The sequence below is a fragment of the Streptomyces sp. O3 genome (genome assembly GCF_054788135.1).
Window position 1 is genome coordinate 25,263 of record NZ_JBTVYK010000056.1, and the last position, 21,846, is coordinate 47,108.

General features: G+C 71.9%; 21 protein-coding genes. 11 read left to right on the plus strand and 10 right to left on the minus strand.

Going from position 1 to position 21,846, the window contains the following annotated elements; genetic code table 11:
- Positions 1–5: 5 nt before the first annotated feature.
- Positions 6–1,364 carry an NAD(P)-binding domain-containing protein gene (locus ACX6XY_RS24495; protein ID WP_460334744.1) on the minus strand — a complete coding sequence of 453 codons (1,359 nt, stop codon included), beginning with the start codon at positions 1,362–1,364 and terminating at the stop codon, positions 6–8.
- Between the two features lie 148 nt (positions 1,365–1,512).
- On the opposite strand from ACX6XY_RS24495, the gene ACX6XY_RS24500 reads away from it, so the two are divergent.
- Positions 1,513–1,884, plus strand: a complete 372-nt coding sequence (locus ACX6XY_RS24500) for an ArsR/SmtB family transcription factor (protein WP_460334747.1) — start codon at positions 1,513–1,515, stop codon at positions 1,882–1,884.
- A 198-nt stretch (positions 1,885–2,082) separates the two neighbouring features.
- Here ACX6XY_RS24500 and ACX6XY_RS24505 read toward each other — a convergent pair whose 3' ends face one another.
- Positions 2,083–3,402: a M6 family metalloprotease domain-containing protein gene (locus ACX6XY_RS24505; RefSeq protein ID WP_460334750.1), complete on the minus strand. Its 1,320-nt coding sequence runs from the start codon at positions 3,400–3,402 to the stop codon at positions 2,083–2,085.
- A 290-nt stretch (positions 3,403–3,692) separates the two neighbouring features.
- On the opposite strand from ACX6XY_RS24505, the gene ACX6XY_RS24510 reads away from it, so the two are divergent.
- The gene (locus ACX6XY_RS24510; protein WP_460334753.1) at positions 3,693–4,358 is read left to right on the plus strand and encodes a TetR/AcrR family transcriptional regulator; all 666 of its coding nucleotides are present in this window, start codon (positions 3,693–3,695) and stop codon (positions 4,356–4,358) included.
- 155 nt (positions 4,359–4,513) lie between these two features.
- Complete coding sequence (locus ACX6XY_RS24515) at positions 4,514–6,028, plus strand: MFS transporter (RefSeq protein WP_460334756.1); 1,515 nt, start codon at positions 4,514–4,516, stop codon at positions 6,026–6,028.
- A gap of 247 nt (positions 6,029–6,275) precedes the next feature.
- On the opposite strand, the gene ACX6XY_RS24520 is transcribed toward ACX6XY_RS24515, so the two are convergent.
- The 3 genes from ACX6XY_RS24520 to ACX6XY_RS24530 all read right to left on the minus strand — a co-directional run bounded on the left by ACX6XY_RS24520 (position 6,276) and on the right by ACX6XY_RS24530 (position 8,183).
- Complete coding sequence (locus ACX6XY_RS24520) at positions 6,276–6,782, minus strand: MarR family winged helix-turn-helix transcriptional regulator (protein ID WP_460334759.1); 507 nt, start codon at positions 6,780–6,782, stop codon at positions 6,276–6,278.
- Between the two features lie 30 nt (positions 6,783–6,812).
- Positions 6,813–7,508, minus strand: coding sequence for a Uma2 family endonuclease (locus ACX6XY_RS24525; RefSeq protein ID WP_460334762.1), 696 nt, complete (start codon positions 7,506–7,508; stop codon positions 6,813–6,815).
- Between the two features lie 135 nt (positions 7,509–7,643).
- Complete coding sequence (locus ACX6XY_RS24530) at positions 7,644–8,183, minus strand: GNAT family N-acetyltransferase (RefSeq protein WP_460334765.1); 540 nt, start codon at positions 8,181–8,183, stop codon at positions 7,644–7,646.
- 163 nt (positions 8,184–8,346) lie between these two features.
- Between ACX6XY_RS24530 and ACX6XY_RS24535 the strand changes: the two genes are divergently transcribed.
- Positions 8,347–9,360, plus strand: a complete 1,014-nt coding sequence (locus ACX6XY_RS24535; protein WP_460334768.1) for a sigma-70 family RNA polymerase sigma factor — start codon at positions 8,347–8,349, stop codon at positions 9,358–9,360.
- Positions 9,361–9,626: 266 nt separating this feature from the next.
- Positions 9,627–10,985, plus strand: coding sequence for a hypothetical protein (locus tag ACX6XY_RS24540; protein WP_460334771.1), 1,359 nt, complete (start codon positions 9,627–9,629; stop codon positions 10,983–10,985).
- A 120-nt stretch (positions 10,986–11,105) separates the two neighbouring features.
- Here the strand turns inward: ACX6XY_RS24540 and ACX6XY_RS24545 are convergent, their stop codons facing one another.
- Positions 11,106–12,713: an MFS transporter gene (locus ACX6XY_RS24545; protein WP_460334774.1), complete on the minus strand. Its 1,608-nt coding sequence runs from the start codon at positions 12,711–12,713 to the stop codon at positions 11,106–11,108.
- 62 nt (positions 12,714–12,775) lie between these two features.
- Between ACX6XY_RS24545 and ACX6XY_RS24550 the strand changes: the two genes are divergently transcribed.
- From ACX6XY_RS24550 to ACX6XY_RS24570, 5 genes are all read left to right on the plus strand, one after another.
- On the plus strand, positions 12,776–13,750 hold the full coding sequence (locus ACX6XY_RS24550; RefSeq protein WP_460334777.1) for a helix-turn-helix transcriptional regulator: 975 nt from the start codon (positions 12,776–12,778) through the stop codon (positions 13,748–13,750).
- A gap of 135 nt (positions 13,751–13,885) precedes the next feature.
- A complete protein-coding gene (locus ACX6XY_RS24555; protein WP_460334779.1) occupies positions 13,886–14,647 on the plus strand; it encodes a DeoR/GlpR family DNA-binding transcription regulator in 762 nt (253 codons plus the stop codon).
- A 133-nt stretch (positions 14,648–14,780) separates the two neighbouring features.
- Positions 14,781–15,737: a 1-phosphofructokinase gene (pfkB, locus tag ACX6XY_RS24560; RefSeq protein ID WP_460334782.1), complete on the plus strand. Its 957-nt coding sequence runs from the start codon at positions 14,781–14,783 to the stop codon at positions 15,735–15,737.
- A 103-nt stretch (positions 15,738–15,840) separates the two neighbouring features.
- The gene (locus tag ACX6XY_RS24565; protein WP_460334785.1) at positions 15,841–17,991 is read left to right on the plus strand and encodes a PTS fructose transporter subunit IIABC; all 2,151 of its coding nucleotides are present in this window, start codon (positions 15,841–15,843) and stop codon (positions 17,989–17,991) included.
- Between the two features lie 154 nt (positions 17,992–18,145).
- Entirely contained in the window at positions 18,146–18,298 is a 153-nt protein-coding gene (locus ACX6XY_RS24570) for a hypothetical protein (protein WP_460334788.1), read from the plus strand.
- Positions 18,299–18,342: 44 nt separating this feature from the next.
- Here the strand turns inward: ACX6XY_RS24570 and ACX6XY_RS24575 are convergent, their stop codons facing one another.
- Positions 18,343–19,095, minus strand: a complete 753-nt coding sequence (locus tag ACX6XY_RS24575; protein WP_460334790.1) for a DUF6227 family protein — start codon at positions 19,093–19,095, stop codon at positions 18,343–18,345.
- Positions 19,096–19,221: 126 nt separating this feature from the next.
- Positions 19,222–20,385, minus strand: a complete 1,164-nt coding sequence (locus ACX6XY_RS24580) for a P1 family peptidase (RefSeq protein WP_460334793.1) — start codon at positions 20,383–20,385, stop codon at positions 19,222–19,224.
- A 95-nt stretch (positions 20,386–20,480) separates the two neighbouring features.
- Here ACX6XY_RS24580 and ACX6XY_RS24585 point away from each other — a divergent pair, with 95 nt between their 5' ends.
- Entirely contained in the window at positions 20,481–20,684 is a 204-nt protein-coding gene (locus ACX6XY_RS24585) for a hypothetical protein (RefSeq protein WP_460334796.1), read from the plus strand.
- 49 nt (positions 20,685–20,733) lie between these two features.
- Here the strand turns inward: ACX6XY_RS24585 and ACX6XY_RS24590 are convergent, their stop codons facing one another.
- Positions 20,734–21,285, minus strand: coding sequence for a large conductance mechanosensitive channel protein MscL (locus tag ACX6XY_RS24590; protein ID WP_460334799.1), 552 nt, complete (start codon positions 21,283–21,285; stop codon positions 20,734–20,736).
- 120 nt (positions 21,286–21,405) lie between these two features.
- Positions 21,406–21,846 (minus strand): hypothetical protein (locus tag ACX6XY_RS24595; protein ID WP_460334802.1); only part of this gene is annotated, 441 nt, incomplete at its 5' end.

Sequence of the window (21,846 nt, forward strand, 5' to 3'; positions counted from 1 at the left end):
ACGGCCTAGCAGCCGCCGGTGGTCGCCTGGGCCGTGCCGACCTGGAGGGTGGCCGGGGCGCCGCAGCAGCCGCCGCCTTCCGCTTCGGAGGCGCCCTCGTCGTCGTACAGGCCGGAGCCGCCGCAGACGCCTGTCTCGGCGAGGACCAACTCGACGCGGGCGGCGGCCTCGTGGTCGCCCGCCAGGGCCGCGGCGACCGAGCGGACCTGCTCGTACCCGGTCATCGCGAGGAACGTCGGGGCGCGGCCGTAGCTCTTCATGCCGACCAGGTAGACGTCCTGCTCGGGGTGCGAGAGCTCCTTCGCGCCGTGTGGGTAGACCGTGCCGCAGGAGTGCGCGTTGGGGTCGATGAGGGGGGCGAGCTCGACCGGGGCCTGGAGCCGCTCGTCCAGGTTCAGGCGGAGTTCGCTCAGGTGGGAGAGGTCGGGGCGGAGGCCGGTGAGGGCGATCACCTCGTCCACGGGGGCGAGTCGGGCGCCGTCTTCGGAGACGAGGACCAGGCCGTCGTCCGTCCGCTCGACGGCCGCCGTGCGGAAGCCCGTCGCCGCCGACGCGTGGCCGTCCTCGACCGCGGCCTTGGCGCGCAGGCCCAGCGCGCCGCGGGCCGGGAGCTGGTCGGCCTCGCCGCCGCCGTAGGTGTCGCCGGTGATGCCGCGCCGCAGGACCCAGACGGCGTGCGTGCCGGGGGCCTCCTCCGCCAGGTCGGCGAGCCCGGCGAGCGCGGTGAACGCGGAGGCGCCGGAGCCGATGACCGCGGTGCGCCTGCCCGCGTAACGGGCGCGTACGGCGGGGTCCCTGAGGTCTGGGACGCGGTAGGCGAGGTGCTCGGCCGCCGCGCGCTCGCCGAGTGCGGGGAGGCCGTCACCGCCGATCGGGCTCGGGGTCGCCCAGGTGCCGGACGCGTCCAGGACGGCGCGGGCGTACAGGCGCTCCTCGGTGCCGTCCGGGTGCTCGACGCGCACGGTGAACGGCTGCTCGGCGCGGTCGGCGTCGACCACCCGGTCGCGGCCCGCGCGGGAGACGCCGGTGACCCGCGCGCCGTACCGGACGCGCTCGCCGAGCGCGTCGGCGAGCGGCTGGAGGTAGTCCGCCGCCCAGTCCCCGCCGGTCGGGTAGGAGGTCTTGTCGGGGGCGGTCCAGCCGGTGGGGGAGAGCAGCTTCTCGGCGACCGGGTCGATGACCTCGCCCCAGGTCGAGAAGAGGCGTACGTGGGACCATGCGCGTACCGCCGAGCCCGCGTGCGGTCCGGACTCCAGGACCAGGGGCTCCAGGCCGCGCTCCAGCAGGTGGGTGGCGGCGGCCAGGCCGATCGGTCCGGCGCCGATGACCACGGTGGGCAGAGTGGTGCGGGACGGTGCGGTCATGATCTCCCCGATCCTTGTTTCGATGTGTGTCGATGTGTTGCCGTGTGGTCAGCATGGCAGCTGTATCGATGGTCGTCAACATAGAGGATTGTCGAATTGGAGTGGGGGAGAGCTGGGTCTCTGATTCGGCGTGTGTCAAAATAGACGCATGTCGAATGTCAAGGCGCTGCCCGTGCTTGAGGACGAGCTCGTCGTGCCGTGCTGCCCGCCGCTCAACGAGCGCCCGCTCACCGCCGAGGAGGCGGAGCGGACCGCCGCGATGTTCAAGGCGCTCGGCGACCCGGTGCGGCTGAGGCTGTTCTCGCTGGTCGCCTCGCACGCGGGCGGGGAGGCGTGCGTCTGCGACATCTCCGATGTCGGGGTGTCCCAGCCCACGGTCAGCCACCACCTGAAGAAGCTCAGAGAGGCCGGACTGCTCACCTCCGAGCGGCGCGGGACCTGGGTGTACTACCGGGTGGAGCCGTCCGTGGTGGTGGCGATGGGCACGATGCTGGGCGCCGCGGCGCCGCGGCCTGAGTGATCGTCTTGCCCTGGCGGGTGAACGGGCCGACGATCGTGAGGAGCAGCGCCCGCCCCCGCGGCGGGTCTCGCCGTCGCGGCGGGCCAGGACTCCGGTCAGGAGGGGAGTCCCGAGGCGGGCCGTTGTGCCGTGCGCGTCCTTCGCGGTCTCCGCGCGGTCCTTCCCCGTCGGGATGCCACGGCCCTGGCCGTCGCGGGCTCAGGGGCGTGTCACACGTATCCGGTACGTTCCCTCCAGCGTCGCCGCCGCGACCTGGACGCGGACGCCCGCGTCGTCGTCCGTGAAGGTCTCGCCGGGCGCGAACGGCGCGTCGGAGAGCTCCGCGTGGACGTTGGGGCGCCGGGTGCAGCCGCCGCTGTCGCGCTCCGAGTCGGCGACCGTGACCGGGCCGTGCCCGGTGTCCACCTCGGCGTCCACGCGGTAGATCAGCACGCCCGGCTTGCAGACCGCCTCGTCGTTGCCCGCGCGGGTGCGGACCTCGATCGCGTACCCGGTCCGCTTGTCGAGCGGGACGAAGACGAGCTTGCGGGCCGCGTCCCGGCCGTCGTCCGGGTTCCCGCGGCCGTCGTCCAGCGCTGCCAGCGGGAGCAGTTCGTGTTCGGTGACGCCCGGACCGGCGGCGCAGTCGACCTGCGCGTCGTCCAGCCAGCCGAGCTTCCACTTGTGCCAGCCGAGCAGGTCGTTGTCGGCGCCCCAGTCCTCGCTCATGATGTCCCAGTGGCCGACCGCGCCGCCGCCCTCCGCCGTATACAGGTCGGGCAGGCCGAACACATGGCCGTTCTCGTGCGGCAGCACCCGGTAGCCGGTCTCCTCGTACGAGCCGGAGCCGTCGTCCTGGCGGCTGTAGACGAATGAGGCGTTGGAGATCGGCACCCCGTCGGCGACGGGCGCCTCGTGGTTCCCGGCGAAGGTCACGGACAGCACCGTGTCCAGGGCCGAGGGTCCGGCGTTCGGCGTGACCAGGACGTTGACCAGGTCGTACGTGCTGAAGTCCACGTCGGGGTCGGCGGCGCGCACGATGTCCTCGATCAGCTGGCGGTAGCCGGGGTCGAAGGGCGCGCCGCGCTCTATGCCGTAGTCGGCGAACGCCGTCGGCATCCGCAGCCACTGTTTGAGGGGCGTGTCGGAGCGGTAGTCGAGCCGCCCGTACGAGCTGGTGCGGAACCAGTCGCGGGTCTGCGGGAAGAACTCCGCGTGCCGGTCGAGCGCGGACCCTTCGCCGGGCGCGTCCGGAAAGTCGATCATGAGAGTGAGGGCCCGGACGGTGCCGGTGGACGGCGCGTATCCGGGGGCCGTGGGGATGCCTTCCGACATCTGCACGCCCAGCGTGCCGCTGATCATGCAGGGGCCGAGTGCCGTCGGCCGGACGCCCGCCGTCGATCCGGCTCCGGCCGCCTGCGGGTCGGGCGGCAGCCGTCCGGTGCTCGCCGATGAGCTGAGGGTGAGGGTCAGTGCCGCGGTCGCGGCGAGTATCGCGCTGCGGCGGGGCCTGCGTATCCAGCGGCGGGTCACCTGCATGCGATGGCCTTCCGGTCCGCGGCAGCCGTTCGGTGATCCGGCTGCGCCCTTGTTCGTCACCCTGCGGCCGGGCGTGTCGGAGTGCTCGCTGGGTGCGGCCGAATGTGGGTATCCGGAGGCGCGGCCTTGAATATGGCTCAAGTCACACTCGACTGGGAAACAAGTGGGGATCCTCTCCCCGTTTATCAGGTGTCTGAACGAAACGGGGAGAGATTCCCCGTCTGTGGTTGTCCAGTCTGTGATCGCCCCGTCTGTGATCGCCTCGCCCGTGGCCGATGAAGGAGACCGCCGTGCGCACCGCCACCGAACAGCGCGACGCCGCCCCCAAGCGCCGCGTGCCGCGGCCGCGGGCCGACGCCCTGCGCAACCGGGAGCGGATCGTCGCCGCGGCGCGCGAGATGTTCGTCGAGTTCGGGGCCCAGGTCCCGCTGGACGAGGTCGCGCGCCGCGCGGGAGTCGGCAACGCCACGGTCTACCGGCACTTCCCCGACCGCGGCGCGCTGGTGCGCGCCGTGGTGTGCTCGGTGATGGACCGCGTCGCGGCCGTGGCCGAGCGGTCCATCGCCGAGGAGCCGGACGCCTTCCAGGGGCTGTGCGACTTCGTGCACGCGGCGGCCGACGAGCGCGTCGGGGCGCTGTGCCCCATGCTGTCGGACACCTTCGCGGACCGGGACGATCCGGAGCTGCTGGCCGCCCGCCAGCGGCTCGAACCGCTCGTCGGCGAGGTCATGGAACGGGCGCGCGCGAGCGGGCAGTTGCGGGACGACGTGGCCGTCGGGGATCTGATGGTCGCGCTCTCCCAGCTCACCAGGCCGCTGCCCGGCACCGCCTGTCTGGACGTCGACCGATTCGCGCACCGTCATCTGCAGCTGTTCCTGGACGGCCTGCGCACGCCCGCCCGCTCCGAACTGCCCGGCAGCGCCGCCACATTGGAGGATCTCCGGCGTCACCAGTGATATCCGGACATAAAACATTTGACCTCAAGTGGGCTTGAGCTTGCAGAGTAGGCACCGCACCGCCGCTCGAGCCACGCTCCAGCATCGCTTTACGCACCAAGCCGCGTGACGCACCGTCGCTTTACGTACCAAGGAGTCCCGAGGTGGGTACCCCCATGCCGGAAACGGCCCTTCCCGATCCCAGGCGCTGGCGAGCGCTCGTCTTCATCGCCCTGGCCCAGCTGATGGTCGTGCTCGACGCGACCATCGTGAACATCGCACTGCCCTCCGCCCAGCAGGACCTGGGCATATCCGAGGGCAACAAACAGTGGGTCATCACCGCCTACGCCCTGGCCTTCGGCGGTCTGCTGCTGTTCGGCGGCCGGATCGCTGACCTGTGGGGCCGCAAGCGCACCTTCGTCACCGGCCTGATCGGCTTCGCCGCGGCCTCCGCGCTCGGCGGCGCGGCCACCGGCGAGGCCATGATGCTCGGGGCCCGCGCCCTCCAGGGCGTGTTCGGCGCGCTGCTCGCGCCCGCCGCGCTCTCGCTGCTCGCGGTGATGTTCACCGAGGCTCACGAGCGCGCCAAGGCGTTCGGCATCTACGGCGCGATCGCCGGTGGCGGCGGCGCCGTGGGCCTGATCCTCGGCGGCTTCCTCACCGAGTACCTGAACTGGCGCTGGACGTTCTTCGTCAACATTCCGTTCGCGATCATCGCCGCGGCCGGCGCGTACCTGGTGATCCGGGAACCCGCCGGGTCGCGCAACCGCTCCGCGCTCGACATTCCGGGCGTGGTGCTCTCGACGCTGGGTCTGGTCGCGCTGGTGTACGGCTTCACGCGCGCCGAGTCCGACGGCTGGTCGGACGGCGTGACCCTCGCGATGTTCGTCGCGTCGGTCGTGCTGCTGGCCGCGTTCATCGTCGTCGAGTCGCGGGTCACGGCGCCGCTGCTGCCGCTGCGCGTGCTGGCCGACCGCAACCGCGGCGGGGTCTACCTCTCGCTGGGGCTCGCCGTCATCGCGATGTTCGGCCTGTTCCTGTTCCTCACGTACTACCTCCAGATCGTGAAGGGCTACTCGCCGGTGAAGACCGGCTTCGCCTTCCTGCCGATGATCGCGGGCATGATCACGGGCTCCACCCAGATCGGCGCCCGGCTGATGACCCGCGTTCCGCCGCGGCTGCTGATGGGCCCCGGCTTCCTGGTCGCGGCCGTGGGCATGCTGCTGCTGACGCAGCTGTCCATCGGCACCTCGTACGCCGGTGTCATCCTGCCCGCGCAGCTGCTGCTCGGCCTCGGCATGGGCACGGCGTTCATGCCGGCCATGTCGCTGGCCACGCACGGCGTCGAGCCGCGTGACTCCGGCGTCGCCTCCGCGATGGTCAACACCTCGCAGCAGGTCGGCGGCGCGATCGGCACGGCCCTGCTGAACACCATCGCCGCCAGCGCCACGACCGCCTACGTCGCGGACCACGCGGCGGGGGCGGCCGACCCGCGGCTGCTTGAGGCGCAGGCCATGGTGCACGGCTACAGCAGCGCGATCTGGTGGGCGGTCGGCATCCTGGTGATCGCCGCGGGCATCGCGGCGGCGCTGGTCAACACGCGGGTCCAGGGCGGCGCTCCGGGCGCGTCCCAAGGCGGCGCGGGCGACGGCGTCGACCGTGAGCTGGAGGTTCCCGTCGTCGCACACTGAGACGCGCGTACCAAGGCTCAGGCGCTCTCGCGTACTGAACCGCCCGCGCGCCAACCACTCTGCGGATCTGCCCTAGGCCCTGTCTTCAAACTCCCGTCGTCGCCCGAAGGGCGGCCTCGCGGCGTCAGGTGCGTGCTCTCGGCGTGCCGGGTGCGGGCCCTCGTACTGGACGTACTTGGGTCTGCGCCCGGTGCGGCGAGAGTGCGTGCATGGCGTCGCGAGGCAGACGGGAGTTTGAAGACAGGGCCTAGCGGAGCCAGGGCAGATCCGCGCCCGCCTCCTTGGGCTGGAGTCCCTCGGCGATGATCGTCATGATCTCGCCGAGGGACTTCTGCTGCTCCGGGCTCAGCCGGTCGAACAGGGCGTGCCGTACGGCGGCCACATGACCCGGCGCCGCCTGCTTCAGCACCTCGTACCCGGCGTCGGTCAGCAGCGCGTTCTGGCCGCGCTTGTCCGACGGGCAGTCCTCGCGGCGCACCCAGCCCTGCTTCTCCAGGCGGGCGATCGCGTGCGAGAGCCGGGACCGGGTGATCTTGGCGCGCTTGGCCAGCTCGGTCATCCGCATCCGGCGGCGCGGGGCCGCCGAGAGCTGGACCAGCAGCCCGTAGTACACGTGCGGCATCTTGGCGTCGCGTTGCAGCTGCCGGTCCAGATGGTCGTCGAGCAGCATGGTCGCGTGCAGATACGCCTGCCAGGTGCGCTGCTCCTCGTCGTCGAGCCAGCGCGGCTCCGGTTTCTCGCGGTCGGTCGTCATGGTTCCACGGTACGACTGCTGCTTGAGACTTCAATCACCCTGGGGGGTCGTCGGGTCACCGTCCGCGTGGTGCCGACCAGTGATGGCCTCGGTGAGGGCGAACCCCTTGGCCGGTCCTTCCGGGATGGTCACGTCGGTGCCGTACGGGACGCGGGTCTCGGAGGCGTAGACGGCCTCGCCCGGCCTGGGGTCGGTCAGGACGGTGACGGTTCCGTGGTTGTCGTGGTCGTCGATCAGGACGTACACGGGGATGCCCGCGCGGGCGTAGGCGCGGCGCTTGCGGACGCGGTCGCGCTGGGTGCTGTCGTGTCCGGGGGAGACGACCTCCACGACCAGAGGCACCGCGGTGGCCTTGATGCCGAGGCCGTCTTCCGTGATGTGCTCCTCGTCGTCTTCGGGGGCGATGAAGACATCGGGGATCATGACCTTGCGGTCGTGGACGACGTTCATGTCCTGGCGCGCGGCGTAAGGGCTGTCGCTGAGGAACATCACCAGTTTGTCCCGCAGGCGATTAGCGACCTTGCCGTGTGAGTAGCGACCCGTAGGCGACACCTCGATGAACCCCTCGATGATCTCGGCGCGGAAGCCCTCCGGGAGTTTCAAGGTCTTCCATGCCTGCCACAGGGCCTCGTCCAGATCGGGACCTGACGTCGCGGGCCCGGCTCCGGGCGCCTCGGGCGTTGTCGGCGCCTCGGGCGCGGGTGCCTCGCGGGCGAGAGCGGTCATGGCGTGCACCTCCTCCTCAAGTGTGGGCGCGGGCGCGCTTGCGGCACAAGCGGCAACGGCACCGTAGGGAGCCCGCGTGAGCGGGCGGGGCCGGATCTGCGTTCGGTTCACCCAGAGGGGTGAGGCAGGACCGTTTCAGCCCGCTACCCGCGCGCCGTCGAGGGGCTTCTCGTACCAGGCCACGTCCCAGTAGCGGCCGAACTTGCGGCCCACCTCGCGGTACGTGCCGACATGGCTGAAGCCGAAGCGCTCGTGCAGCCGCACCGAGGCCTCATTGGGCAGCGCGACGCCCGCGTACACGCGGTGCAGGTCCTCGCCCGCCAGGACCTCGAAAAGCGCCTTGTAGAGCAGGCTGCCGATGCCGCGCCCGCCGACGTCCGGGGCCAGGTAGACACTGGCCTCCACGGACGTCGCGTACGCGGGCTTCGGCCGGAACGCGCTGCTGGTCGCGTACCCCAGGACGCGGGAACTCGGGACGTCCTGGGCAACCAGGAGACGGTGCGGGCCGTCTTCAGGGTGAGAGCGCAGCCACGGCAGCCGCTCGTGCGGCGCGAACGGGTCCGTGTCGAAGGTGATGGCCGTCTCACGCACGTAGTGGTTGTAGATGTCGGTGAGGGGCGCGAGGTCACCCTCGCTTCCCGGCCTGACCTGCACCTCTGTAGGTATCTGCGGCATCTTCCCTCCCGGAGTGGAGACGCAGGGTACTGCATGATCGCGAAAATTGTCGGACGGCTTGGGAATTCTGTCCGGATTCCAGTCGTTGTTTCCATCGGACGCAGGGCACCCGGCAGGGTGTGCCTTTGCCCACAGCTGATCCTCTGATGACAAGGGAGCACGCATGGCAACCCGTGCCGTCGCCCGCCGTAAGTCCGCCGCCGCCACCGGCGAGACCGGTGCGGCAAGCAGTGTTCGCGCCGGTGGCGGCGAGATCGCCGACCGCGACCTGGTCGGCATGTATCTGGACGAGATCGCCCGCACACCGCTGCTCGACGCCGCCAAGGAGGTCGAGCTTTCCCAGGTCATCGAGGCAGGGGTGTACGCGAGCAAGATCCTGGACGGCACGGTGGAGGAGCCGGGCGCCGCCGCCGACGGGGCGACCCGCGAGGAGCTGGCGGCGCTGGTCGCCGACAGCGACCGCGCCAAGGACGTCTTCATCCGCTCCAATCTGCGCCTGGTCGTCGCGGTCGCCCGGCGCTACCCGCGCAGCGGCCTGCCGCTGCTCGACCTGATCCAGGAGGGGAACGCGGGCCTGGTGCGCGCGGTCGAGAAGTTCGACTACCGCAAGGGGTTCAAGTTCTCGACGTACGCGACCTGGTGGATCCGCCAGGCGATCACCCGCTCGATAGCCGACCAGTCCCGGACCATCCGGCTCCCCGTCCACCTGGTGGAGGAGCTCGGCCGGATCCGCCGCATCCAGCGCGAGTTCAACCGCGAGCACGGACGCGACCCGGAGCACACCGAGATAGCGGCGGAGCTGTCGACCACCCCGGAGCGGGTCGGGGACGTCCTGGACTGGGCGCGTGACCCGGTCTCGCTGAACATGTCGGTGGACGACGACGGCGACACCCAGTTCGGCGACCTGCTGGAGGACACCTCGGCGATCTCGCCCGAGCAGTCCGTGCTGACGCTGCTGCGCAGCGAGGAGCTGGAGGACCTGCTCGGCAGGCTCGACCACCGTACGGCGTCCATCATCAAGATGCGGTACGGCATCATGGACGGCCGGGAGCGGACGCTCACCGAGGTCGGCAAGGAGCACGGCCTCACCCGTGAGCGCATCCGCCAGATCGAGAAGCACGCCCTGCTGGAACTGAAGAAGCTGGCCCGCGACACGGGGTTCGACGCGGCGGCGTAACCCGCCGCCCCGGCGGACGCCCGCCACCGCCGTCGCCCACAGTGCTTCCGGCGCCACGCTTGGCCCACACCGCCTGCGCCCGCTCCCTCACCGGCGGCCGGTCGAGGGACATCGTGATCGACACTGTCCGGCACGCCCGATCACGGACTGGCTATGCTGGCCGTTTTGCGCGGGTCACAGGGGGGAGCAGCAGGATGGGCGTTGCTGGTATACGGGGTATACGTGCCGCACTGGCTCGGCGCCAGCGCAGCGCGGTAGCGACGGCGGTGACTCTCTGTCTGGGCGTCGGGATGCTGGGCGGCTGGGGGATCAGCGAGGCCCTGCAGGGGCATCGGCTCGCGTTCGAGGACACCGACCCGGCCATGGTGTCCGAAGCCAAGGGGGACCCCTGGCCCACCCGCGGTGACCTCAAGGACGACAAGGAGCTGCTGCGGGCCGCGACGCGAGCCTTCCTCGCCCGCAGCGGGGCCGCCAAGGATTTCGATGCGAGAGCCCGTTCCAACACGCTGAGGCCGCGCGGCAAACCCGAAGTCCTCTTCGCCGGGACCGTGGCGGACGAGAGGCCCACCGTGCTCCTCAGAGGCGAGATTTCCGGTCGGGGAGTGCTCTTCCGCTACGAAGACCGGGGTGGAGAGAGCAGCGGCAAGGTGCGAGAACTCTCCACCTACACGGGTTATGCGACGAAGTCCGCACCTCTGGTACTCAACCCATCCGGGCGCGGGACGGGCAGTCGCCCACGGAAGGACCTGCGGCTCCTCCTGCCCGCGAGCCTGCCGAAGGTGAGCGTCGCGGGTTTCGACGGAGAGAGCTACGCCTGGCGGCCGGTCACCGTCAAGGACGGGGTCACCGAGCCCCTGCGGACCTACGACCCAAGCTTCACTTCTCGGATCGGGACGCAAGGCCAGAGCATCGGGGCATGTGACCATTCCGGCCTGCTGCTGCGAGGGACCACGAACCCCGCGTCGAAGCACTCCCGTGAGGCGTTCTACGTGGTGCGCAGCGGTGACCCTCACGCGATCCATGTCAAAAGCACCGAGTCCGAGCCGCTTGACGCTCCCCAGATCCGTACCCTGGCCCGATCGTTGCTGTGCCAGCGAGGGGCCGTCCACCAAGCCCGCAAGAACATGCGCCTCGACCGGTTTGACGAAGACGCCGGCGACCCCATCGCCGCGGTGTCCTGGGAACAGCTGTGGAACGGCAAACTCCCCGGCAGGGACCAGCGCCAGGAACTCGTCCGAATCGAGATGACCACGATGACCAGATGGTCCCTGGAGGCCCTGGCTCTCGTAGGCGTCGATGAACTCCGGTACCTGGACTACCTCCAGTACCCCGAACTGGCGGACCACGACGACAAGCGTGACAACGGCTATGGGACGTGTGTGGCCTGGGACAGCGGGGTGGTCGTGGCCGGAGGCGACAACACCGCGCGCATCGAGGTCACCGACCTGAAAACCGGAGAGAAGATCACGGAGGACGGGGCGTCGCTGGCCGCGCGCCGTGACGGCCCCGGCGAGCGGGGCCCCCTGACGGCGACCGTCACGAAGGAATGGCGCTTCAAGGGCCGCGACAAGTCCTCCATCAGGGCCATCCGCTGCTACACCGCACCGGACACCCCCACTTTCTGACGCACCGGCCCGGCTGGTCACAGCTCGGCGGGCGGCGATGCCGCCATGCCCGGACCGCTCCAGAAGCGTCAGTCTGGAGCGGTCCGGGCACGGAGTGGGGCGGCTGAGGCCGGGGGAAGCTCAGGGCGCGGGGACCAAGGGCTCGGCGGGATCGGCGGGCGTCGCGGGGGCCTTCGCGTCGGGGGCCTCGGAGGCGGAGGGCTGCGCGGCGGTGGGCTTCGCGTCCGCGCCCTCGGAGGCGGTGGGCTCCGCGCCCTCGACGTGCTGCTTCGGGCGGGCCGGGAACGCGAACATCAGCAGGAAGATCGCGCCGAGCACTACGGCGACCCAGCCCAGCGCGTTCTGGAACGCGTCCACGAACACCGGGCCCAGGCCCGTCGCGCCGGGCGTCGCCCCGTCGATCACCCGGAAGAAGACCACCGACACCAGGCCGAGCCCCAGCGCGTTGCCCATCTGCAGCGTGGTGTTGATCAGGCCGGACGCGGAGCCCGAGTGCTCCTTGGGCACGTCGGACAGCACCGCGTCGGTCAGCGGGGCCACGATCAGGCCCATCCCCAGGCCCATCACCACCAGCGGCGTCGCCATCTGCCAGGAGCTGATCTCCATGCCGTAGCGCCCGGCCGCCCAGAAGTACAGCAGCAGCCCGGCGGCCATGGTCAGCGCGCCCGCCTGGAGCACCTTGCGCCCGAAGCGGGGCACCAGCTTCTCCACGGAGACGCCCGCGGCGAGCGACACCGCGATCGAGAACGGGACGCCGGTCAGCCCGGCCCGCAGCACGCTCCAGCCGAGCCCGATCTGCATATACAGCGTCCAGACCAGGAAGAAGATGCCGCAGACGATCCCGAAGCCGAGCTGCACCGCGATCCCGGCCGCGAAGCTCTTGACCCGGAACAGCGACAGCTCGATCAGCGGCGACCCGTCACGCCGGGTCTTCTTCCGCTCGTACGCCGCCAGGACCGCGAAGACCACGAGTGCGCCGCCCATCGACACGTACCCCCACAGCGGCCAGCCCAGCGCGCGCCCCTCGGTGAGCGGGTAGAGCAGCATCAGCAGCGCGACCGTCACCAGGGCGACGCCGACCAGGTCGAGCCGGAGCGCCTTCGGGGCCTTGGACTCGGTGATGAACCGGCTGCCGAGCAGCAGCCCGGCGATGCCCACCGGCAGGTTGATGAGGAAGATCGGGCGCCATTCGAGGCCGAACAGGTTCCACTGGGTGAGCAGCGCGCCGAGCAGCGGCCCGGAGACCGCGCCGAGACCGACGACCGCGCCGAACATGCCGAAGACCTTGCCGCGCTCATGGGCCGGGAAGGTGGCGTGCACGATCGACAGCACCTGCGGCACCATCAGCGCCGCCATGCCGCCCTGAAGCAGCCGGGACGCGACCAGCATCTCCGGGTTCGCCGCGAACCCGCAGAGCGCGGAGGCGAGCGTGAAGCCCGCGATGCCGGTGAGGAACAGCCGCTTGCGGCCGTAGATGTCGCCAAGGCGTCCGCCGGTGATCAGTCCGGCCGCGAACGCGAGCGCGTAGCCCGCGGTGATCCACTGCAGCTGGCTGTCCGACGCGCCTTCGTTCTGCCGGATCGTCGGGAGGGCGATGTTGACGATCGTGACGTCGACCAGGTCCATGAAGGCCGCGGTCATCACGATCGCCAGGGCGAACCAGCGGCGCCGGTCCGCTGTGGGTGCCGCGGGAGCGGGCACGGGTTCTGCGGTGCTCTGTGAGGTCATACGACAAAGCTAGGAGCTATATAGGTCAGGTTGTGTCCTCATTCGCGCGCATCATGTTTTCCATGACGACGACAGGATCAGGAACGGACACTCCGGGACGGCTGCTCCAACTCCTCTCCCTCCTCCAGACCCCGCGCGAGTGGCCCGGCGGCGAACTCGCCGAGCGGCTGAACGTCTCGCGCCGCACGGTCCGCCGCGATGTCGACCGGCTGCGGGAACTCGGCTACCCGGTGCAGGCCACCCTGGGCGCCGAGGGCGGCTACCGGCTGGTCGCGGGCAAGGCCATGCCGCCGCTCGTACTCGACGACGAGGAGGCGGTGGCGATCGCGGTCGGCCTGCGGGCCGGGGCGGGGCACGCGGTCGAGGGCCTGGAGGAGGCCTCCGTACGCGCCCTCGCGAAGCTGGAGCAGGTGCTGCCGTCGCGGCTGCGGCACCGGGTGCAGACCCTGCAGGCGGCCACGGCGCCGCTGGTCAGCGGGGACGGGGCGAGAGTCGCACCGGAGACGCTGACGGTGCTGGCCTCCGCGGCCAGCGGGCAGGAGAAGCTGCGCTTCCACTACCGCGCGGGGGACGGGGCCGAGACACGCCGCCTGGTCGAGCCGTACCGGCTGGTGTCCACCGGGCGGCGGTGGTACCTCGTCGCGTACGACATGACGCGCGAGGACTGGCGGACGTTCCGCGTCGACCGCGTGACGGAGCCGTTCGCCACCGGGGCGCGGTTCGCGCCGCGGGAGGTTCCCACGGGGGACGCGGCGGAGTTCATGCGGCGGACCGTGTGGCGGCGAGCGCCGGAGCTGGACATCGACGTGTCCTTCGCCGCGCCCGCCTCCGCCGTCGCGGCGCGGCTCTCGCCACGGCTCGGCACGCCGGAGCCGGAGGGCTCGGGGTGCCGACTGCGTGCCACGGTCACCGACTCCGTCGAGTGGGTGGCGCTGCGGCTCGCCCTGGCGGATGTGGAGTTCACGGTGCACGGGGCGGCGGAACTGGTCGCGCATGTGCGGGGTCTGGGGGCGCGGCTCGGGCGGGCCACGGCCTGAGCCCGCACCGCCGTTCGCCGCCGCTGCTGTCTGTTTGTGCCCGAACTCTGCCCGGATCTGTTTACTTCGCGAGAACGCGGGCGTAACCTGAGGCGGGAACCGCAGGTTCGGGCATGAAAGCAGAGGCAAACAGACATGTACGCACCGGAGCGACAGCAGGAGATCCTCCGCCTCGCCCGCGACGGCGGCCGGGTCGACGTGCTGTCCCTGGCGGAGGAGTTCCAGGTCACCGCCGAGACCATCCGGCGCGACCTGAAGGCGCTGGACCGCGCCGGACTCGTCCGCCGCGTACACGGCGGCGCCATCCCGGCCGGGCGGCTCGACTTCGAGCCCGACCTCGCCGAGCGCGAGTCCACCGCCGCCGACCAGAAGGACCGCATCGCGCGCGCCGCGCTCGCCGAGCTCCCGTCCGAGGGCAGCGTCATCCTCGACGCCGGTACGACGGTGGCCCGGCTGGCCGCCGAGCTCCCGCTCGACTCGGGACTCACAGTCGTCACCCACGCCCTGCCGGTCGCGTCCCGGCTCGCCGACCACCCCGGCGTCCAGCTGCACCTGGTCGGCGGCCGGGTCAGACACCGTACGCGCGCGGCCGTCGACGCCTGGGCGCTGCGCGCCTATGCCGAGCTCCGTGCCGATGTCGTCTTCCTCGCCACGAACGGCTTCTCGGCCGACAGCGGGCTGACCACCCCCGACCTCGCGGAGGCCGCCGTCAAGCGCGCGGCCGTCGCCGCCGCGCGCCGGGTCGTGCTGCTCGCCGACTCCGGCAAGCACGGCCAGGAGCACTTCGCGCGCTTCGGCGACCTCGGCGATGTGGACCTGCTGATCACCGACACCGGACTCGGCCCCGCCGACGCCGCCGAGATCGAGCGCGGCGGCACCGAGGTGGTCCGCGTATGAACCCCTGTCAGCCCCCAGCCGCCCCCGTGAACCCCCAGCCGCCCCCGTGAACCCCCAGCCGCCCCCGTGAACCCCCGGCCGCCCCCGTGAACCCCCGTCAGCGCCCGCGCACCGAACCGAAAGCAGCACGCGCATGATCCTCACCGTCACCCCGAACCCGTCCCTCGACCGCACCTACGAGGTGCCCGCGCTGGACCGCGGCGAGGTCAACCGGGCCACCGGCGACCGGATGGATCCGGGCGGCAAGGGGGTCAACGTCTCGCGGGCGGTCGCCGCGACCGGACAGCGGACCCTGGCCGTGCTGCCGCTCGGCGGTGCCCCCGGCGAGCTGGTCGCCCAACTGCTCGCCGAGCAGGGCATCGAGGTCGCCCCGGTGCCCGTCATCGGACAGACCCGCTCCAACATCGCGGTCGCCGAACCCGACGGCACCCTCACGAAGATCAACGCCGCGGGCCCGGAACTCACCGCGGCCGAGGCCGAGCTGCTGCTCACCGTGGTACGCGAACGAGCGGCCCAGCAGGGCGGAGCCGACTGGATCGCCTGCTGCGGCAGCCTGCCGCGCGGCCTCGCACCCTCCTGGTACGCGGAACTGGTGCGCCGCGCCCACGCGGCCGGGGCACGGATCGCCCTGGACACCTCGGGACCCTCGCTGCTCGCCGCGCTCGCCGAGCGCCCCGACGTCGTCAAGCCGAACGCGGAGGAGCTCGCGGAGGCCGTCGGCCGCCCGCTCACCACCGTCGGCGATGCCGTCAAGGCCGCCGCGGAGCTGCGTGACGCGGGCGCCCACGCGGTACTCGCGAGCCTCGGCGCCGACGGGCAGCTGCTGGTCGACGCGACGGGCGCGCACTTCGCCAGCGCCCCCGTCGACGTCGTACGCAGCAACGTCGGCGCGGGCGACGCCTCGCTGGCCGGGTTCCTGGTGGCCGGTGGCGCGGGGCCTGACGCGCTCGCGTCGGCCGTGGCGCACGGCGCCGCGGCGGTCCAGCTGCCCGGCAGCGCGATGCCCACGCCCGCCGACCTCGACCCGGCGGCCGTCACCGTGGCGGCCGACGTCCCCTTGGACCGCGTCCTCGCGGAGCCCGTGGCATGACCCGTATCCCCGCCCCCGGTCCCGCCTCTGTCCCTATCCCGGCCCCTGTCTCTATCTCCGCCCCTGTCCCCGTTATCTGCGCATGTGAGCGAAGGAGCCCGCGATGAGCGAGATGATCACCGCGGAACTGGTCGACCTCGACCTGTCCGCCGACACCAAGGAAGCGGCGGCCCGTTCGCTCGCCGAACGGATGGCAGCCCAGGGCCGGGTGACCGATCTGGACGGCTTCCTCGCCGACGTCGCCGCCCGTGAGGCCCAGATGCCGACCGGCCTCGACGGCGGCATCGGCATCCCGCACTGCCGCAGCGCGCATGTCGCCGAGCCCACGCTGGCCTTCGGGCGCAGCGCTCGGGGCATCGACTTCGGAGCGCCGGACGGACCGGCCGACTTGATCTTCCTGATCGCCGCTCCGGCGGGCGCGGACGACGCCCACCTGACGATCCTCTCCTCACTGGCCCGCCGTCTGATGGACGCGGACTTCACCTCGGCGCTGCGCGCGGCGGACGACGCGGCGCGGACCGCGGCGCTGATCCGCGGCGACGAGGACGCGGAGGCAGCGGAGACAGGGGGCGCGGGAGCAGGAGGCGCGGAGGCCGAGGGCGCGAGGACCGAAGGTGAGGCCGGGGTTGGGGCCGGAGCCGGGGCCGGAGCCGGAGTCAGGGCCGGGGGCCCTGCCGGTTCTGGCGAGCCTGCCGAGTCCGGCGGGCTCGCCGGACCGTTCCGTATCGTCGCCGTCACTTCCTGCCCCACCGGCATCGCGCACACCTACATGGCCGCCGAGTCGCTGGAGAGCGCCGGGCAGGACGCCGGGGTCGAGGTGGCCGTGGAGACGCAGGGCTCCGCCGGGTTCACCCGGCTCGACCCGGCCGTGATCGCCGCCGCCGACGCCGTGATCCTCGCGCACGACGTCCCCGTACGGGACAAGGAACGCTTCGCCGGGAAGCCCACCGTCGACGTCGGCGTCAAGGCGGGCATCAACCGCCCGGCCGAGCTGATCGCCGAGGTGCGCGGCAAGGCCGAGCGCGGCGAGACCACCGCCGCGGGCAAGCCGTCCCCGGTCGAGGCGGCCGGTGAGAGCGGCGACGGGTACGGCGCCAAGCTGCGCAAGTGGCTGATGTCCGGCGTGAGTTACATGGTGCCGTTCGTCGCGGCGGGCGGCCTGCTGATCGCCCTCGGCTTCGCGATCGGCGGCTACGAGATCAACGAGGCGCCCTCGGTCGCCGAGCACTTCGCCTGGGGCCAGGTCGACAGCTGGGCCGCGCTGTTCTTCCAGGTCGGCGGGCTGGCGTTCAGCTTCCTGGTGCCGGTCCTGGCCGGTTACATCGCGTACGGAATGGCGGACCGGCCGGGGCTTGTGCCCGGCTTCGTCGGCGGCGCGGTGGCCGTGACCATCAACGCCGGGTTCCTCGGCGGTCTGGCCGCGGGTCTGATCGCCGGTGCGACGGTGATGGGGATTCAGCGGCTGCGCATTCCCGCGGTGTTGCGCGGCATCATGCCGGTGGTCGTCATTCCGCTGCTCTCGTCGATCGTGGTCGGCTTCCTGATGTTCCTGGTGGTCGGCAAGCCGATCGCCTCGCTGCAGGGTGCGCTGACCGACTGGCTTGAGGGGCTGAACGGGGCCAACGCGATCATCCTCGGGGTGATCCTCGGCCTGATGATGTGCTTCGACCTCGGCGGCCCGCTGAACAAGGTCGCGTACACCTTCGCCATCGGCGGGCTCGGCGCGAACGCCACGGACGGCAACCTCAAGGTGATGGCCGCGGTGATGGGCGCGGGCATGGTCCCGCCGCTGGCGATGGCCCTGGCCACGACCGTGCGCGGGAAGCTCTTCACCAAGGCGGAGCGGGAGAACGGCAAGGCGGCCTGGGTGCTGGGCGCGTCCTTCATCACCGAGGGCGCGATCCCGTTCGCCGCGGCCGACCCGCTGCGGGTCATTCCCGCCTCGATGGCGGGCGGCGCGGTCACCGGCGCCCTGTCGATGGGCTTCGGAGCGACGCTGCGGGCTCCGCACGGCGGTGTCTTCGTGGTCCCGCTGATCGGACAGCCGCTGCTGTACCTGGTGGCGGTCGCCGCGGGAGTCGGTGTCTCGGCCGCGCTGGTCATTCTGCTCAAGGGCGCGCGGAAGTCCGCTCCCGCGGGCTCGGACCCGGCGGTTTCACGGGGCGCGACGGATCCGAAGGGCGTGGCCGATGGCGTGGCTGACACCGGTGGCACGCGGGCCGCGGGGGAGCAGCCCGTGACGGCCGCCGCCTGACGCCGAGGACCCCACCCCCTGCACCGGGTGGGGTCCTCGGCCTTTGGCGCATGCGTCGGCTGCGTCAGCAATCATGCGAGATGCGTCACTTCGGGATCAAAGTCCTTTTACGGGGGGTGTCGGAAGCGTCGGTGCGTGTTGTCTACTGGCCGGTATGTTCGGTCACGAGCCCAAGCGTCGCCCCAAGCCCGAGCCGCTTGTCGCCATCCCACGGCAGCGTCGCCCCGTCGGCGGCGTGCGACTCACCGCCGCCGAGCGAGACGCCTTCACCGCCCTGATCCGCCGACTGGGCCCCGACCGGCCCTAGGGCCTGATCCGCCGGACAGATCCTGGGCCTGGGGCCGTCGCGCGTCAGCTGGGCTGGGTCGAGCGGCGTTGCATCGCCGTGAGCGCGGCCTCCTCGCTCAGGTACACCTCGCACATGTGCCGCCCGTCCGGGGTCGCGGTGTGCTCGGCCTCCCAGAGGCTGAGCTCGCGGCCGTCGTGCAGCAGGAACACGTGCTCGTACAGCGCGAAGCCGAAGCCGAAGCCCGCCGCGTCGTCCCAGCAGGGGCCGCGGAAGGACTGGGTGATCTCGTGGGCCAGCGCCGTACGCACCAGGCGCGCGGTGCGCTCGTCGGGGCGGTCGGCGTTCTCCGCGCGGCGCAGCAGCCGCCTGGCGTGGTCGGCCGAGCCCTCGGTGACGTACGCGCGCTTCGGTAGGGCCGCGTACTCGGCGACGAGCCGAACGATCTCCGGGGGGAGCGGGTCCGAGGCGGGCGGGGTGTCTTCCAGCGGGTCGGGGCCGCCGCTGAACGGCAGCCGGGAGGCCGCCGTTCGGGCCTCTTCCTCCTCCGCGTAGAGCTCGTGCTGCCGACCGCGGTCCGGGGTGTTGTTATGGGCGAGCTCCCAGAGGGTGAGGGCGTCGCCGTCGGCGAGCAGGAAGGTGTGTCGGTGTATCTCGTGGTACAGCCCCGCGCTGTGGTACGCGGAATGCAGCGAACTGTCGTACGCGAGTGCCGAGTCGAGGCGCCGTATCGTCTCGTCGGGCAGCTCGAAGGAGTTCAGGGCGCGTCCCAGGAGCGTGTGGATACGCTCCTCGGGTGGCTGGTGCGGAACGCTCACGGGGTCTCCTGGTGTCGCTGCGTCGCTGCATGTCACCTTGTGACCGCTCACCGTAGTGCCTGGGTCGGACATCGTGCCCTGGATTCGGGAAAACGTACGGGAACGACCGGGGGGTTCCCGCCAGCGTCAGCCCTGGCGGGAATCCTGGTGGCCGTCCTGGTCCGGGTTCCGGTACAGATCCCGGTACAGGTTCCGGTACGCGGGGAAGACGCCGCCCGGCGCGTCCACCGTCTCGGCGGCCTCCACGGCCTTCACGATGGCGCGGGTCACCGTGTCCGCCCCCGCGGCCAGCACCGCGTTCACGGCGGTGACGGCCGCCAGCTGCCCTTCGGGCAGCGCTCGTTCGCCGGTAGCCAGGGTGAAGACCGTGTCACCGTCGTGCAGCAGATGGACCGGCCGCACGGCGCGCGCCAGCCCGTCGTGCGCCGTTCCCGCGAGCTTCTGCGCCTGGGCGCGGGTGAGGTCGGCGTCGGTGGCGACCACGGCGAGGGTGGTGTTCAACGGCGCCTGGCCGAACGCCGCCGCCTCGCCGCCCACGGCCTCGCCCGCCGCCCTGGCCCAGCGGCGTTCCGTCTCGGCACGGGCCGCCGCCAGGCGGGACTGAGCCTGGGCGTGCAGGTCATCCGGGGGGTAGGCGACACGGCCGTCGCCGTAACGCCCGTACAGCACCCCCGTCGCCGGATCGGCCACCGCGCCCATCGCGTTGACCACCACCAGGGCGCTCACCGTATGGCCCGACGACAGCCGGACGCTGGCGGTGCCGACGCCGCCCTTCAGACCACCGGCGACCGCCCCGGCGCCCGCGCCCACGCTGCCCTGGGCGACCTCCGCGGACGCCCGCTCGGCGGCCTCCCGGCCCAGGGCCGCGTCCGGGCGGGCCCGCCAGTCACCGCCCCTGCCGAGGTCGAAGACACAGGCCGCGGGTACCACCGGCACCACCTGTCCGGGACCGCCCACCGGGAAGCCGCGCCCCTGCTCCTCCAGCCACGCCATCACCCCGGACGCCGCGTCCAGTCCGTACGCGCTGCCGCCGGTCAGCACGACGGCGTCGACGCGCTGGACCAGGTTGCGCGGGTCCAGGGCATCGGTCTCACGGGTGCCGGGCCCGCCGCCGCGTACGTCGACGGCCGCCACAGCGCCGCCCTCCGGCGCGAGCACGACGGTGGTGCCGGTCAGCCACCCGTCACCGTCGCGGGTGGCGTGCCCGACCCGCAGCCCCCGCACGTCGGTTAGCGAGTCAGTGCCCAGCGGGTGGTCAGTGCCCAGTGAGTCGGTGCTCGGCGAGTCCATGGCCCATGCGTATCACGCCGGTTGGCCACCGAGACCGTGACCACCACCGCGACTGACACCGCCGCGCCCGCCCGGCGGACACGTACGCTGGGGATATGAGCACCGCCCCCGACCCCGCACCGCATGACGCCAAGACGGCTGCCGAGCCGAAGCCCGCGCTGGTCTTCGACGACCCGCTGGACCAGCAGGCGTCGGACGACACGGACCGCGGGTGGGGCGAGCGGCCCGCCGCCGGGGGCGACGACAGCGCCGCCGACCTGGCACGCTTCCTCGACGAGAAGCCGCCGCACCACCTCTGAACCTCTGAACCTCCGCGTGCCTCCGGAGGTTCGGAAACCCTGACCGGCGCTAGACGTTCTGACCGGGGACCGTGCCGTTGCCGGAACCCGCGCCCGCCGTGGCACCGCGCTGGGCGACCAGGTTGTCCCTGATCTCCTTGAGCACCTCGAGCTCGGTGACCTCGATGGTCTCGTGCACGCCCTCCTTGGCCTTCCGGCGCGCCTCCGCCTTGGCCAGGTACTTGGCCATGGGCAGCACCATCAGGAAGTAGACGACCGCGGCGGTGATCAGGAAGCTCAGCGTCGCGCTGAGGACCGAGCCCCACATGATCAGGATGCCGGTCGCGACCTCGCCCGACTCCCCGTCCACCCTGCACGGCCCCTTGAGGCAGGAGGTGTAGTTGTCGAGGTCCTGCGTGCCGAAGGCGCCGACGATGGGGTTGATGACCCCCTTCACCACGGAGTTCACGATGTTGGTGAACGCGGCACCGATGACCACCGCGACCGCTAGGTCGACCACGTTCCCACGGGTCAGAAATGCCTTGAAGCCGTCCAGGACGCTGGGCTTCTGCTGCTCGCTCACCACGGAGCCTTTCTTCGGATCTGCTGTTGGCCGTGCCATTAGGCCCGGTGCGGCCGAGCAGCGTCCAATCAGCACACACGAACAGGTGAGGGGGCGGCACACATGTACGGCGATGAGCATGGCCACGGCCACGGCCACGGCCACGGACGCGGGTGAGGGTCAGCACAGTGTCACCGCCAGCCGCGTCGTGGCCCCCGCGCCCGCCAGCCGCGTCGCGGTGGGCCGTGGCACGGACAGGACGACTAACGCGCCGCCCTGAGCCGACGGGACTGAAGGGACTGACGGGCCCGAAGGGAGCGACTGGCCCGCAGAGGCCTCGGCGGGCTCCTCGCCGCCTGTCTCGGGGAGCTCCACGACCCGTGCCCGCGCCGCGACCACCCGTGCGGCCGCGCCCTCCGCCGTCGCGATGACATCGACCCGGTCGCCTGGGCGCAGCAGACGTACCGCGCCCGCGTCCGCGATCCGCACGGGCGCCGACACCAGTTCGACGGCCTGTCCTCGGGTGCCCTGCGGCGAGGGCGCGGCCCGCTCCTGGGCTCCCGCGGGACCGAGCGCCCCGGTCCCGGTGGCCGCCAGCGCCGCGGCGGCCACCGCGAGCCC

Excerpts from the sequence above, each read along its gene's own strand:
- ACX6XY_RS24495 (WP_460334744.1), bottom strand. The coding sequence starts at position 1,364 with ATGACCGCACCGTCCCGCACCACTCTGCCCACCGTGGTCATCGGCGCC.
- ACX6XY_RS24500 (WP_460334747.1), top strand. The coding sequence starts at position 1,513 with ATGTCGAATGTCAAGGCGCTGCCCGTGCTTGAGGACGAGCTCGTCGTG.
- ACX6XY_RS24505 (WP_460334750.1), bottom strand. The coding sequence starts at position 3,402 with ATGCAGGTGACCCGCCGCTGGATACGCAGGCCCCGCCGCAGCGCGATA.
- ACX6XY_RS24515 (WP_460334756.1), top strand. The coding sequence starts at position 4,514 with ATGCCGGAAACGGCCCTTCCCGATCCCAGGCGCTGGCGAGCGCTCGTC.
- ACX6XY_RS24520 (WP_460334759.1), bottom strand. The coding sequence starts at position 6,782 with ATGACGACCGACCGCGAGAAACCGGAGCCGCGCTGGCTCGACGACGAG.
- ACX6XY_RS24525 (WP_460334762.1), bottom strand. The coding sequence starts at position 7,508 with ATGACCGCTCTCGCCCGCGAGGCACCCGCGCCCGAGGCGCCGACAACG.
- ACX6XY_RS24530 (WP_460334765.1), bottom strand. The coding sequence starts at position 8,183 with ATGCCGCAGATACCTACAGAGGTGCAGGTCAGGCCGGGAAGCGAGGGT.
- ACX6XY_RS24535 (WP_460334768.1), top strand. The coding sequence starts at position 8,347 with ATGGCAACCCGTGCCGTCGCCCGCCGTAAGTCCGCCGCCGCCACCGGC.
- ACX6XY_RS24545 (WP_460334774.1), bottom strand. The coding sequence starts at position 12,713 with ATGACCTCACAGAGCACCGCAGAACCCGTGCCCGCTCCCGCGGCACCC.
- ACX6XY_RS24550 (WP_460334777.1), top strand. The coding sequence starts at position 12,776 with ATGACGACGACAGGATCAGGAACGGACACTCCGGGACGGCTGCTCCAA.
- ACX6XY_RS24555 (WP_460334779.1), top strand. The coding sequence starts at position 13,886 with ATGTACGCACCGGAGCGACAGCAGGAGATCCTCCGCCTCGCCCGCGAC.
- pfkB (WP_460334782.1), top strand. The coding sequence starts at position 14,781 with ATGATCCTCACCGTCACCCCGAACCCGTCCCTCGACCGCACCTACGAG.
- ACX6XY_RS24565 (WP_460334785.1), top strand. The coding sequence starts at position 15,841 with ATGAGCGAGATGATCACCGCGGAACTGGTCGACCTCGACCTGTCCGCC.
- ACX6XY_RS24570 (WP_460334788.1), top strand. The coding sequence starts at position 18,146 with ATGTTCGGTCACGAGCCCAAGCGTCGCCCCAAGCCCGAGCCGCTTGTC.
- ACX6XY_RS24580 (WP_460334793.1), bottom strand. The coding sequence starts at position 20,385 with ATGGACTCGCCGAGCACCGACTCACTGGGCACTGACCACCCGCTGGGC.
- ACX6XY_RS24585 (WP_460334796.1), top strand. The coding sequence starts at position 20,481 with ATGAGCACCGCCCCCGACCCCGCACCGCATGACGCCAAGACGGCTGCC.
- ACX6XY_RS24590 (WP_460334799.1), bottom strand. The coding sequence starts at position 21,285 with ATGGCACGGCCAACAGCAGATCCGAAGAAAGGCTCCGTGGTGAGCGAG.